Origin of the sequence: Kurthia populi (genome assembly GCF_042686175.1) — a bacterium.
GTDB lineage: Bacteria > Bacillota > Bacilli > Bacillales_A > Planococcaceae > Kurthia > Kurthia populi.
Genome location: NZ_JBHUOR010000023.1, coordinates 28,833 through 42,314, shown reverse-complemented (window position 1 = coordinate 42,314; position 13,482 = coordinate 28,833). Strand labels below are relative to the sequence as shown.

The 13,482-nt window shown below is 43.6% G+C and carries 13 protein-coding genes and 1 riboswitch; all 13 genes read right to left on the bottom strand.

Annotation, left to right across the window (positions count from 1 at the left end; translation table 11 throughout):
* Nucleotides 1–7: 7 nt before the first annotated feature.
* The 13 genes from ACFSY7_RS04170 to ACFSY7_RS04110 all read right to left on the bottom strand — a co-directional run bounded on the left by ACFSY7_RS04170 (nt 8) and on the right by ACFSY7_RS04110 (nt 13,248).
* Nucleotides 8–1,165 carry an acyl-CoA dehydrogenase gene (locus ACFSY7_RS04170; RefSeq protein ID WP_380146963.1) on the bottom strand — a complete coding sequence of 386 codons (1,158 nt, stop codon included), beginning with the start codon at nt 1,163–1,165 and terminating at the stop codon, nt 8–10.
* Between the two features lie 80 nt (nt 1,166–1,245).
* Nucleotides 1,246–2,436, bottom strand: coding sequence for an acetyl-CoA C-acetyltransferase (locus tag ACFSY7_RS04165; protein WP_044527189.1), 1,191 nt, complete (start codon nt 2,434–2,436; stop codon nt 1,246–1,248).
* Nucleotides 2,437–2,523: 87 nt separating this feature from the next.
* A complete protein-coding gene (locus tag ACFSY7_RS04160) occupies nt 2,524–4,704 on the bottom strand; it encodes a (Fe-S)-binding protein (protein WP_380146962.1) in 2,181 nt (726 codons plus the stop codon).
* A 287-nt stretch (nt 4,705–4,991) separates the two neighbouring features.
* On the bottom strand, nt 4,992–5,582 hold the full coding sequence (locus tag ACFSY7_RS04155) for a cob(I)yrinic acid a,c-diamide adenosyltransferase (RefSeq protein ID WP_380146961.1): 591 nt from the start codon (nt 5,580–5,582) through the stop codon (nt 4,992–4,994).
* The gene (locus ACFSY7_RS04150; protein ID WP_380146960.1) at nt 5,579–5,974 is read right to left on the bottom strand and encodes a bifunctional adenosylcobinamide kinase/adenosylcobinamide-phosphate guanylyltransferase; all 396 of its coding nucleotides are present in this window, start codon (nt 5,972–5,974) and stop codon (nt 5,579–5,581) included. The genes ACFSY7_RS04155 and ACFSY7_RS04150 overlap by 4 nt, the downstream gene beginning before the upstream one ends.
* Nucleotides 5,917–6,519 carry a histidine phosphatase family protein gene (locus ACFSY7_RS04145; protein WP_380146959.1) on the bottom strand — a complete coding sequence of 201 codons (603 nt, stop codon included), beginning with the start codon at nt 6,517–6,519 and terminating at the stop codon, nt 5,917–5,919. The genes ACFSY7_RS04150 and ACFSY7_RS04145 overlap by 58 nt, the downstream gene beginning before the upstream one ends.
* Nucleotides 6,492–7,262 carry an adenosylcobinamide-GDP ribazoletransferase gene (cobS, locus tag ACFSY7_RS04140; RefSeq protein ID WP_380146957.1) on the bottom strand — a complete coding sequence of 257 codons (771 nt, stop codon included), beginning with the start codon at nt 7,260–7,262 and terminating at the stop codon, nt 6,492–6,494. Before cobS ends, ACFSY7_RS04145 begins: the two co-directional genes overlap by 28 nt.
* Nucleotides 7,243–7,830: a bifunctional adenosylcobinamide kinase/adenosylcobinamide-phosphate guanylyltransferase gene (locus ACFSY7_RS04135; protein ID WP_380146956.1), complete on the bottom strand. Its 588-nt coding sequence runs from the start codon at nt 7,828–7,830 to the stop codon at nt 7,243–7,245. The genes cobS and ACFSY7_RS04135 overlap by 20 nt, the downstream gene beginning before the upstream one ends.
* On the bottom strand, nt 7,815–8,882 hold the full coding sequence (locus ACFSY7_RS04130) for a pyridoxal phosphate-dependent aminotransferase (RefSeq protein ID WP_380146955.1): 1,068 nt from the start codon (nt 8,880–8,882) through the stop codon (nt 7,815–7,817). The genes ACFSY7_RS04135 and ACFSY7_RS04130 overlap by 16 nt, the downstream gene beginning before the upstream one ends.
* Nucleotides 8,872–9,828 (bottom strand): adenosylcobinamide-phosphate synthase CbiB, encoded by a 957-nt coding sequence (gene cbiB, locus ACFSY7_RS04125; protein WP_380146954.1) that lies wholly within the window; start codon nt 9,826–9,828, stop codon nt 8,872–8,874. Before cbiB ends, ACFSY7_RS04130 begins: the two co-directional genes overlap by 11 nt.
* The gene (locus tag ACFSY7_RS04120) at nt 9,825–11,291 is read right to left on the bottom strand and encodes an adenosylcobinamide amidohydrolase (RefSeq protein WP_380146953.1); all 1,467 of its coding nucleotides are present in this window, start codon (nt 11,289–11,291) and stop codon (nt 9,825–9,827) included. The genes cbiB and ACFSY7_RS04120 overlap by 4 nt, the downstream gene beginning before the upstream one ends.
* A 2-nt stretch (nt 11,292–11,293) precedes the next feature.
* Complete coding sequence (locus ACFSY7_RS04115; RefSeq protein ID WP_126990954.1) at nt 11,294–12,289, bottom strand: FecCD family ABC transporter permease; 996 nt, start codon at nt 12,287–12,289, stop codon at nt 11,294–11,296.
* Nucleotides 12,289–13,248: an ABC transporter substrate-binding protein gene (locus ACFSY7_RS04110; protein WP_020189062.1), complete on the bottom strand. Its 960-nt coding sequence runs from the start codon at nt 13,246–13,248 to the stop codon at nt 12,289–12,291. The genes ACFSY7_RS04115 and ACFSY7_RS04110 overlap by 1 nt, the downstream gene beginning before the upstream one ends.
* A gap of 58 nt (nt 13,249–13,306) precedes the next feature.
* Nucleotides 13,307–13,438: riboswitch (adenosylcobalamin (AdoCbl) riboswitch) on the bottom strand.
* Between the last annotated feature and the right edge of the window lie 44 nt (nt 13,439–13,482).

Here is a 13,482-nt window from a genome sequence, read left to right as displayed (position 1 = left end):
ATCAAAATTATGCTTTTTGTAATGGACGCGTATTTTCTAAACCACGCGCAATAACCATACGTTGAATTTCTTGTGTACCTTCATAAATTTGAGTGATTTTTGCATCACGCATGAAACGTTCCACAGGATATTCTTTTGTATACCCGTAGCCACCGAATACTTGAACCGCTTCAGTCGTTACGTTCATTGCTGTATCCCCAGCCATCAATTTCGCCATTGCTGACGCTTGACCGTATGGTAGTCCTTCCGTTTCTAACCACGCTGCTTGGTAAGTTAATAGACGAGAAGCTTCGATTGCTGTCGCCATATCTGCTAGTTTAAAGCTAATGCCTTGGTTTGCAGAAATTGGTTTACCAAATTGAACACGTTGACCAGCATATTCTACTGCTGCATCAAGTGCGCCTTGTGCGATACCAACAGCTTGTGCTGCGATACCGTTACGGCCGCCATCTAATGTTTTCATTGCAACTTTGAATCCTTCACCTTCAGCGCCAAGAATATTTTCTTTTGGCACACGGCAGTTTTCGAAGATGATTTCCGTAGTAGCAGATGCACGAATACCCATTTTGTGCTCTTCTTTCCCTACTTTGAAGCCTTCGAAATCAGATTCAACGATGAATGCTGTTGTACTACGACGGTCTTTCGGGTCTAGTAGTGCAATTACGATATAAATATCTGCTACCCCACCGTTTGTGATGAAGATTTTCGAGCCATTTAAGATATAGTCATCGCCATCTTTCGTTGCGATTGTTTTCATACCACCTGCATCACTACCTGAACCTGATTCTGTTAAGCAATACGCGCCAATTTTTGCACCTTCAGCCATCGGGCGTAAGTATTTTTGCTTTTGCTCTTCAGTACCAAATTTGAAAACAGGCCAACCTGCTAATGATGTATGAGCTGATAACGTAACAGCTGTTGAGCCACAAACGCGTGCTAACTCTTCAACTGCGATACAGTATGCTAAAAAGTCCATACCTGCACCACCGTACTCTTCAGGCCATGGAATACCTGTTAAGCCAAGCTCTGCCATCTTATCGAAAATCTCGCAATCAAAACGTGCTTCTTCGTCGCGCTCTGCTGCTGTTGGTGCCACTTCATTTACGGCGAAGTCGCGTACCATCTTACGTAACATTTCGTGTTCATCTGATAATTTGAATTGCATGTTGTTTTCCCCCTATTTCTAAATAACTAATTTTGCAGCGTGTTCTAACCTTAATCTTCAATGCAAGCTCGAACACAAATCTATGGTGCTACTTCAATCATGATGGCGTCTCCTTGTCCGCCACCCGAACAAATCGCTGCGATGCCGATACCGCCACCGCGACGCTTTAATTCTTTTGCGAGTGTTAGCACGATGCGCGCTCCACTAGCGCCAATTGGATGCCCAAGCGCAACTGCGCCTCCATTGACATTCACCTTTTCAGGGTCGAGACCAGCAAGTTTATTCGCTGTTAATGCCACGACTGAGAAGGCTTCATTTAGTTCAAATAATGCAATATCTTCTAATGTCTTGCCTGTCTTTTTAAGAATTGTTTCAATGATTAGGCCCGGTGTTTCTGGGAAGCGCTCCGGCTCAATTGCGATTTCTGCATGACCAATAACAGTTGCTAATGGTTCAAGCCCTCGCTTTTGTGCCTCGTCCTCTGCGACAACGACAACGGCTGCTGCACCATCGTTAATCCCTGGTGCATTGCCGGCTGTCACTGTGCCATCCTTGCCAAATGCGGGCTTCAGCTTTGCCAGTGACTCCGCTGTTGTCCCTTTACGTGGTGCTTCGTCTGTATCGACAACGACGGGCTCACCCTTACGCTGTGGAATCGTTACAGGAACGATTTCTTCCGCGAAAATACCGGCCTCAATCGACTTCACAGCAAGCTGCTGACTACGCGCGGCAAATGCATCTTGCTGCTCGCGCGTAATCGTAAACTTATCTGCTGTTTCATTGCCGTAAACACCCATATGCACATGATCCGGATGGAATGCACAGGTTAGGCCATCGTGAAGCACGCCATCGACTAGCTTGCCATCTCCCATACGTAATCCCCAGCGTCCTTGCGGTAAGTAGTACGGTGCATTGGACATCGACTCCATACCACCAGCAACGATAATGCGCTCGTCACCTAAGCGAATCAGTTGGTCTGCTAACGTAATACTGCGTAGACCTGACGCACACACTTTGTTGATTGTCTCGGTCTTTACCGTATACGGAATGCCTGCTTTGTGCGCTGCTTGTCGTGACGGGATTTGACCTTGCCCCGCTTGAAGTACCGTCCCCACGATTACTTCGTCGACTTCTTCCGGTTTAATATTCGTTTGCTCAAGTGCACCTTTAATGGCGATACCACCTAAGTCGCTCGCCGTTAAACTACTAAGTGCACCTCCGAATTTACCGAATGGTGTTCTTGCTCCTGCTACAATGACTGATTTCACTATTCAACACCTCTTTACTTAGAATAAAGTTGGACCTAAATCATGAAACGGACAGAAGAAAAACGCGGAATCCCACGTTTTTCCTAACGATTAATTTGATAAACTTGCTTCTTCTACGCCCGCTGCTACAGGTTCTTCAGCAGCAGGTGGTGCATCACCGAAAATCGATTTTTCTAGTAATTCTGCTACGTCGTATGTGCCAACAGAATCCTCTACCTCTTTCGCCTTCGTACCATCTGATAACATCGTTAAGCAATATGGACAACCAGCTGAAATTACCGTTGGATTTGTTGCAAGTGCTTGCTCTGTACGCGCGACATTGATACGGTTGCCGACATGCTCTTCCATCCACATCAGCCCACCACCAGCGCCACAGCACATTGCCTCGTCACGATTACGTTCCATTTCAACAAGCTCTACACCTGGAATCGCTTTTAAGATTTCACGCGGTGCATCGTATACATTGTTGTAACGGCCTAAGTAACATGAATCATGGAAAACGATTTTTTCGTTTACTGCATGTTGCGGCTTAATACGACCTTCTTGTAATAATTTGAATAAGAACTCTGTATGGTGATAAACTTCACCACTCCAGCCGAAGTCAGAGTACTCGTTTTTGAATGTGTTATACGCATGTGGATCGATTGTAATAATCTTCTTCACTTCTGCTTTATCAAACTCTTTAATATTCGCTTCAACAAGCTCTTGGTATAAGAACTCATTACCTAAACGACGTGGTGTATCACCAGAGTTTTTCTCTTTGTTACCTAAAATTGCGAACTTCACGCCTGCTTCATTTAACAGATGAGCAAATGATAAGGCGATTTTTTGTGAACGGTTATCGAATGATCCCATTGACCCTACCCAGAATAAGTATTCAAATTCTTCGCCAGCTTTTTGAGCTTCTTTCACAGTTGGGATGTGAAGTTCTGGACGAGCTTCGCGCCATTCTTCTTTTTGCTTACGGTTGATACCCCATGGATTCCCTTGACGCTCGATATTGTTCATTGCGCGCTGTGCATCCGAGTTTACTTTACCTTCTGTCATCGTTAAGTAACGACGTAGGTCGATAATTTTTTCTACGTGCTCGTTCATTACCGGACATTGGTCCTCACAGTTACGGCAAGTTGTACATGCCCAAATTTCTTCCTCTGTGATAACATCGCCGATTAATGACGGGCTATAAATATCTTCAATTACTGCACCTTCAGCACCCGCTGCAGCTGCTAATTGATTGCCTTTTGCATTGTTGAAAATAAAGCTTGGTACCCACGGCTTTTGCTGTGTTTGTACCGCGCCTGTAAATGTTAAGTGGTCACGTAATTTTGTCATCAAATCCATTGGTGATAACATTTTACCTGTGCCTGTTGCGGGACACATATTTGTACAACGACCACATTCCACACAAGCGTATAAGTCGACGAGCTGTAAGTCAGTGAAATCGGTAATTTTACCAACACCAAATGACGCTTCGACTTCTTCTTCGCCTTCTGCCTCATCATCTTCTTCAAATGCGCTGAAGTCGATTGGTTTTAGCTTCCCTGGAGGCGTTAATGGATTTAAATATACATTCGCCGGTCCTGCGATTAAGTGCGCGTGTTTTGATTGTGGAACATATACTAAGAATGTTAGAAGCACTAATAAGTGAATCCACCACATAATATAAAATACTGTGATTGCTGCGGCTTGTGGTAAGAATGAGAATATTGCGGCAATTGCAGATGCAACTGGTTCCGTCCATACCCAAGTCGTTTCACCGTGCCAAATGAGGCCCATACCGTTACCAACTAATACAGAAACCATTAGTGATCCGATAAAAATGAGCACAAGCCCCGCTTTTAGACCGCGTTTTAAACGAACAAGTTTTTCAATGTATCGACGGTAGAATGCGCCGATTACCGATACTAAAATCATTAGTGTAACGAGCTCTTGGAAGAACGTAAAATATGGATATAACGGTCCAAGAGGTAAATGTGATCCTGGTGCTAAACCTTTCCAGATAAAATCGATTGCACCAAATTGAACTAAAATGAAACCGTAGAACATCATAACGTGAAGAATACCACTCTTCTTATCCTTCAACAGTTTCTTTTGTCCAAACACAAACACCCAAATTTTATTCAGGCGCTCTTTCACATTGTGATCGAATTCCTCTTTCTTACCCATCTTAATGAATTCGATTCTTGTCTTAATTAGGTATGCAAATAAATACACACCATACGCGATAACTAGAATCGCCAAAATCCAGTTCGCGATTAATAATGGACTCATGCCTTTTCCCCCCTAAAGACTGATTTTCCTTTTTGTATAGCATTTGGTTACATTTGGAATTAGTAATATTCTACTTTATGAATCATCACTCAGTCAATAATTTTCCGCAATATGTTTTATTTTTTCGTAAAAATACATATTTTTCTTTAAAAACAATATTAAAAAAAGATATAAGGTATGCACGTTATGTGATACCTTATATCTTTTTTGTGGTTTTATTGGAATATTTTACTACAAAATGAATTTTACTTTTATGGATAGATGTACATCGACATCTACATGTAATATTACTTTTTGTCCTTTTTCTTACTAGTCGTAAACACATTTGCACTACGAACATACTCATTGTTTGGTACACCAAGACGTGCATTCACAACAAGTGCTGCTGCGAATAAATAGTCTGATAGACGGTTTAAATAGCGCTGTACAACAGGTGATACATCGCCCTCTTCGGCATTTTTTAGTAGTGTCACTGTCAGACGCTCTGCGCGACGTGTCACTGTGCGTGCGATGTGTAAGGTTGCTGCTGCTGGTGAACCCCCTGGCAAGACAAATTTTTGAAGCTCTGGTGCCTCGCTCATTAACACATCGATACGCGCTTCCATCTCTTCAATCGGCTCGTCTGCTAATTTATAATGGCGCTCTTTCATAACATTCGCTAAATCGCCGCCACCATCAAATAATTCATTTTGGATTTTTTCTAAATCATCTAATAAATCATTAAATTTTTCTGCGTCTAATTCCGTCATTGCCTTCCCGATAATCGCATTTAATTCATCAATTGTGCCATATGCTTCTACGCGGAAATCATCCTTATCAACGCGTCCTCCGATAATGCTCGTTTTCCCTTTATCCCCTGTACGTGTATAAATGTTCATTGTGCCAGCCCCTTTTTTAAAATTTCTGGAATGCCATACCAAATACGCGTAATCGTCGTCGCCTCTTTAAAAAGCAATTGATACAATCGACCACATGTATCACGTAGTTGGCGTTGTTCTTTTTCAAGCGGTACAACACCGCGTCCCATATCCGTTAAAATGACAACCAACTCGTCGCTTTGTGCATCGAGTAAACGGATTTTTTCAGCAATATCGGACGCAACTTGCTCCTCTTCTTCTTCGAGATGTTCCTGTAAAATTCCTTCTATGTTAGCAAGAACTATATTGCCCGCGACCTTTTCAGGTAGTTCTCGCTCATACCACGTCGCATCAATTAATTGTTTGACGTAGGCTCGTTTGCCATTAAAGGCGCCACCGATAATGATGTGCATCGTTGTCCCTCCTCAAAAGCCTGACGCGTCGCCCATGCGAGTACAAAGCGTGTGTCATGCCCTACTTGCCAATCCCAAAAGGCACTTGGCTTTGGCCCAAATTGCACAAGGATCGCACGAATCGTGCCACCATGCAGCACCGCATATTGATGCCGCTTCGCCTCTAGTTGTTCCATACCCGCTCGTACGCGGCGATAAAGCGATACCAGTGTTTCTCCATTTGGCGGCGCTAATTGCTCCGGCCTATTAATCCAGTTGCGATACGCCTCATTATTTTTTAATTGCTCATACGTTTTCATTTCAAAATCGCCAAAATGACTTTCACGAAATGCCGCAATACAATACGGTTTCGCCTGTGGAAAATACTGCGCAGCCGTTTCAACTGTACGTTTTAAATCACTGCAAATCACTTGTGAAACGGTGTCATTTAAAATAGGAAGTGATGCCTCCGCAATCGATTCATCTGTCCAGCCAACATAGCGATGCGCGATATTCCCCGGCGTTCTCGCATGACGTACTAACTCAAGCACAACAGCGTAATCCATAACAGCGCCTCCGTTCCCTCGATGAATGCACCGTATAAATCACCAGATGCTCCGCCAAAGTTTTTCTTCGTCCACATTTTATAAAACACTACAGCGATTAGTGTAATGCCGACAAGTACTGCCGGAATCCATGTGTGTGCCCAGTACGTAATGAGCGCTGTGCCGATAAGTAATGACACTACGGTAAACAGTAAATACTGCGTCAAGTGAATATGTGTGCGGAAGAAAAAGCCGATGCCCTTATCTTTTGATGGCTTCGTCCATACAAGGTAAAAGCCGAGTGCTGCGCGCGCTAAAAAAGGCACGAAAATCAGCCAATAGCTTGCGAGGATGCCTTGTGTTACGAGCTCTGTCAAAAAGATAATCTTCGTCAACACTAAAAATAACAGCGCCATTGCACCAAAGGCACCAACGCGCGGGTCATCTAAAATTTCCTGACGCTTCTTCACATCCTGATACGAAAAATACGCGTCGCCCATATCTGTAAAGCCATCTAAGTGAAGCCCACCCGTCCAAATAATAAAGGCCATCGCCACCAGGAAGCCAATTAGAAGCGAACTGCTATTTGTTAGCTGCAAGCCTTCAAAAATGAGCGCAACAACCGCTCCCATAAAGGCACCTAGCCACGGTAAAAACTGAAACATGCCCGTTACCGTTTTATGATTCAAATCGATATTTTTAGTTACTGGCACAATCGTAAAAAACTGAAAAGTCAGCAATACACTAGCGAAAATAGTTTTCAAAAACGTCTGCCCCTTTCCATATTTTTTTATAGCCATATTCCATTTCAATCGCAATCGTTGCCTCCGCCACAAACCATTGATGCAATTCACCAAGCGTTTGCGTATAGACACGCGTTTCATCATAATGTGGAACCGGCGAATCAAGCATCTCATTTGAAACGATGACGAGTGGAATGCCCCTTTTGCGAAGTGTCCAAAGAGCCTCCTTCATCGCTTCTATTCGAGCCTGTAACCTCGCTTGGTCCTGCCACGCATTATCGTCATAGCACTCATTGCCAAGCCATGTCGTCGCACAGTCCCAGAGTACAACCGCATTGTCTGGGATATGTGGTGGCAGTGTCGAAAAATTAGTCGGATGCTCAATTGTTTGCCAGCCCTCACCAGCGCGAAGCTGTTGATGATGCGCAATGCGTCGCGCCATTTCATCATCAAATGCTACACCGGTCGCAATGTATACGAGTTGATGCGTTGGCTTACATAATTGCTTTGTTAGTGCTTCTGCAAAATGACTTTTGCCGCTACGCACGCCACCAGTTATAAAAATAAGGGGTGCTACTGCTGGCTCCATGCAATCATCCCCTGTTCAAAGGCTTCCATTTGTGGGCGCGCCTTGATACCAATGCGGAACCATGAGCCATCCATTCCTCGGAAATTTTTCGAATGACGTAGCACAAGCCCACGCGCTAGCATAAAGTGATAAAATGCCTCGCTTTTTTCAACTTCCGCAAGCTGAAAACTCATATAATTCGTTTGGCTATTCGTCACAACACAGCCCTGTCGCTCTAAAAACGTGCGTAATGTTTCACGTGAAACCGCTACTTCACGAATTGATTTTTCTCGGTAATTATGTAATTTAAGCATTTCAGCACCAAGCGCACTTGCGACACCGTTAATATGCCAGTGTGATGCAAATCGTGCTAGTGAGCGAATAAGCGATGCATTGCCTACCGCATAGCCTAGACGTAACCCCGGCATTTTATACATTTTTGTCATCGACCGGACGACAAGCACATGATCATAGTTAGGTGCATCTGTAATAAATGTGTGCTCCTCCCCAATCCAATCTAAAAATGCTTCATCGAGCACAACAAGTGTCGCTGTTCTCTGTGCCCAGTCAATCATTTGCTGAATCTCCTCACGCGGTGGTAGCACACCAGTCGGATTATTTGGGGTGCATAAATAAATTGCGGAAGCATATGGAATTTTTTTCTGTAAGGTCTTCATCGGTAGTTGATACGTAGCGATGTCCTCAACAAGCACACGCTCAAATTCAACATGATGCGGTGCAAGCGTCGCCTCGTATTCAGAAAAGGTCGGATGCACGACCAGCACACGTTTATTTGCTAATACATTCCCAAGCAGCGCAAAAATTTCTGCCGCGCCGTTGCCAAGTAAAACCTCCTCCTTCTCAATCCCATGATACGCCGCCACTGCACTTAAAAATGGTTCGCCATCTGGATGGGGGTACGCCGTAATGACCGGCAGTAGTTTCTCGATATCTAAATTTAACGGAAACGGTAAATGATTCACATTTTCACTGAAATCAATTAACGTATCAGGTTCCTTCAAATTCATTGCCTCATATACTTGTTGTGGATTTGCTCCGTGATTAGGTAACAATGAAAATCCCTCCTATCATGATGCCAATCAATAAAAATGCCATTGTTGTCACCTGCATTTGTACAACCGCCTCATCAATATGTTTTGCTGATAATACAACATGCGGCTCGCCCATCTCCTGACGATGAGAAGCGATGCCACCATAGTAATTTAAGCCACCTAATTGAATGCCTAGCTGATAGGCTGTTGCCGCTTCTAAATAACCACTATTTGGACTTGGATGTTTTTTTGCGTCCACATGCCACTTCTGGAATCTTTCTTTAAACGGTAAACCATAATGATTTTTCGTAACAATTAATAGTAAAAATCCAGTAATTCGGCTTGGGATAAAGTTGGCGATATCATCGACCTTCGCCGCAAAAAATCCGAAGTCTCTGTATGTCTTATTTTTATAGGCAATCATCGAATCTAATGTGTTAATGGCCTTGTAGCACCATAGACCAGTGGCCCCAAATAATAAGGCGTAAAATAGCGGCGCTGTCACGCCATCACTCGTATTTTCAGAAACGGTTTCGACAACACCTCGCGTAATATTGGCTTCATCTAAATGCTTGGTATCACGTCCGACAATCCAGCCAAGCTTCGTACGCGCCTCGTCTAAATCACCGGCAACGAGTGGTTCATACACATCGTGTGCCGCCTGCTTTAAGCTTTTCTGCGCAAGCCCAAGTGCTATTAATATACTTTCGGCTGCGACACCTAAAAATACATGCAGCTGATAGCTACCATAGACAATGAAAAAAGCGATGAGCGTCGTCACAACAATCGTCATCACCGCTGCCATCGCTCCTTTTACTTTACGCTGATTGCCGTGATTTAACTTTTTCGTTAACCATGCAATGAAATTCCCAATTAAAATAACAGGATGCTTTATATAGCGTGGCTCACCGTAAATGCGGTCGATGATTACACCGATAACGCAGGCGATAAGATGATTCAAAATCATTGAATCCACCCTTTCGCACGCTTATAGTCATCTAGCGCAATAATCATCGTTTCATACACACCACGACCAATTAATTTGCCGATGTCTGTAATCGTTCCCGCATACTCATAATTTTGCCCGCTTTGCGTTGAAGCAATTAGCACACTATCTGTTGATGTTCCCGTCGCAATCGTCCCTGTTTGGGTATCATAAATTTCGCCATCTTGCATCGCCTTTACTTTCGTCTCAATGGTCGTCATCATCGCCTGCATGAATGATTCATCACTTAATACCCCATTGATAATGACCCATAAATTAATCGTGCCAACACGCTGTGGCTCCGCATGTAAATGGCCGCGTGCCGCATCGACAGCATTGCCGACACCGGCTGTGACCATCACAAAGATTTCATGGTCTTCCTCTTTATAACGGCGAATCACCGCATGCTTTACATCTACCGCTGTCATCATCGCAACGGTTTGCTCAATTGGTAAATGATGATTTTTAATATAATTTTTCATTTCTGCATGTGCATCATCACACATATACTGCGCATCGACAGTGCGATTTAAAAAATGACGGAACCAGCCAAAACCCGGATTATGCAGTGCCGCAGATAATGTACGAAGCGGTTTTGTAGCCTTTAAATGAACAAATTCATTTTCCACTCGGAACTGCTCGAGCGTCACGCGATTTTGTGCTATTTCAATATTCGGCAGCAGTGCCATTTGCGGCGTCGCTAGCTGTGGATGTGCAAAGCGTGCGACCGCCGTATGATACACTTGTGCAATCTCGTCTTCAGTCAAGACTTCCGCAGGCGCACCGTATGCGCGTACGCGTCCATTTTCTAGTAATAGAAGCTCATCGCAGTACAACGCCGCTAAATTCATATCATGAAAAATCGACACAACCGTTAACTGTCGCGTTGCTACCTCATGCTTTAGCATGTCCATAATTTGACGTTGATGTTCTAAATCTAAATGATTTGTCGGCTCATCTAGCAGTAAAAGCTCCGCCTGCTGGGCAAGTGCCTGTGCAATAAAGGTCCGTTGCTGCTCGCCGCCTGATAAATATTCCAGCTCCTCATCGCGGTACTTTGCGACACCCGTTTGAGTCATTGCCTCCGTTGTCGCTGCCTCATCTTCTGCTGACCACTGTGAAAATAAGCCGCTTTGATGCGGGTAACGCCCAAGCGCGACTGTTTCCGCGACGGTATGGGAAAAAGCATGAGCATGAAGCTGTGGTAGCACGGCCATCTTGCGAGCTAATTCCTTTTGTTTGTAGCTTGTTCGAGGCTTGTTATCGATTAAAATATCACCGGCAGTTAGCGGTAAAATGCCACTAATCATTTTTAAAAGCGTCGATTTCCCGCTACCATTTGGCCCTAAAATGCCGAGCATTCGCCCCTTCTGTAATGAAAAGCTCACATCTCGAACAATTTCTTTTTTATCATAGCCCCCTGTTAAGCCGTGAATCTCTAACATGTTTAACGCCCCTTTCTACGTTGTCTAAAGAAAATATAAGCAAATACTGGCGCACCAATAAATGATGTAATGACGCCAATCGGTAATTCGGATGGTGCAATAATCGTGCGCGCTACTAAATCACAGACGATAAGTAGCGTGGCACCATTAATAATTGAGAGCGGTAGTAAATGACGATGATCTGCACCGAAAAGTAGACGTGTCATATGCGGTACAACTAAACCAACAAAGCCAATTGTCCCTGACACCGCTACGGCACAGCCTGTTAAAATCGAGCCGCCCACTAAAATCATCCACTTGCTGCGCTTCACATTGACCCCTAAATAATGCGCGCGCTCCTCGCCAAATAATAAGGCATTTAGTTCCTTGCGATTCATCCATAGCATCAAGGCACCAACAAGTAAAAATGGCCAAATCATTTTAATATACGGCCAGCCACGCATCGATACGCTCCCCATGAGCCAGTTTAAAATCTGACGCAGTTCCTCACCAGTTAGTGCAATCATAAGTGAAATAACGGAGCTTAAAAAGGCACTAATAATAATCCCTGTTAAAATCAATGTTTCCATTTTCATCGAACGATCGACAAGGCGTGAAAAGCCAAGCACTAACACCATTGCGACCATTGCACCAATCATACTAAAAATCGGTAATGTGTATAGGCCAAGCGCGGATGACGAAATACCGAAGAAAATTGTCATCACCGCTCCGACCGATGCCCCAGAAGAAACCCCCAGCGTATATGGATCAGCCAGTGGATTTTTCAATAAACCTTGAAAGGCAGCACCTGCCATAGCAAGTGCTGCCCCTACAAGACCGGCTAAAATCACACGTGGCACGCGGATTTTCCATATAATATTTGCCGAGGCTGCATCCGCTGATGATGGATTCCACAATACAGATAGTGGAACCTTCACCGAGCCAATACTAATCGCAAACCATGCCGCTACAACTAATAGCGCAAAGGATACGGTATACCCGACAACATGTTTTTTCATTATTTAAATGCCTCAGGATAGACAGCTTTCGCGATTTCTTCTAAGCCATCTGCTAAACGTGGACCTGTACGACTTGTTAAATTGTCATCGACTTGCACAATTTGGTCTTCTTTCACCGCTGTAATGGTATCAAAGCCATCACGTTTTTTAATTTTCTTCATGATATTTGGTACGTAATCATACTTCACGATAATGACATCTGGGTTGCCTTTTACAATCGCTTCTGGGTCGATTTTATACCAATTTTCGCCGCCATCTTTAGCAATATTATTCGCACCAATTAAGTCGAACATTTCTTGCATATACGAGTTATTGCCCGCTGTATAAATGTCTGGTGCATCTGATGTTTCGACAAATACAGAACGTTCTTTCACATTGGCATCTTTAATTTTCTGTTGTACATCCGCTACTTTTTTCTGCATATCTGCAACAATTTTTTTCGCTTCAGCTTCTTTATTTGTCACCTTACCGATTAGTTCGATATTGGCATACGTTTCATCAAATGAATTTGCTGTTGGCACAACAAATACAGTGATTCCTGCATCACGTAGCTGCTCTAAACCTGCTTCAGCCGTACCTAATGATGACGCATCAATTAACACGAAATCAGGTTCTAACGAAATGATTTTTTCGATATTTGGATTCATATCGCCAACCATTGTTTTTTTAGTCGCTTCTTTCGGATAATCATCATTCGTTGTAACACCTGTCACCTTATCTCCTAAGTCAAGTGCGAATAATGATTCCGTAATGCTTGGTGATAAGGTAATAATTTTTGAAGGCTCTTGCTTAATGCTAATTTCTTTACCTGTCGCATCCTTCACTGTTAATGGGTACGCATTTTGCTGCGCTGACTGTGTTGTTTTTTCCTTGTCATTTGTCTGATCTGCTGTACCGCAGCCTGATAATAACATTGCTGAGACCGCTAATGCGGAACCCCATGACATCCATTTTTTCAAAATCCATTCTCCTCTCATTTCCCGAGAACATAAAAAGGCCCCTGTACATACAGAAGCCCCCTAAAAGTTGACTATCCTCGTAGCACATTCAAGAAAATAGTAGGTAATCTGGCTTCGAATTACTTCATTACAGTGGCGGGACCGCATGAGATTTTCACTCATTTCCCCTACTATGTCTGTGTGTTTAATTGCCCCTATTATACAAAACTTCAAGGAGTTAAGAAAGCATATTCG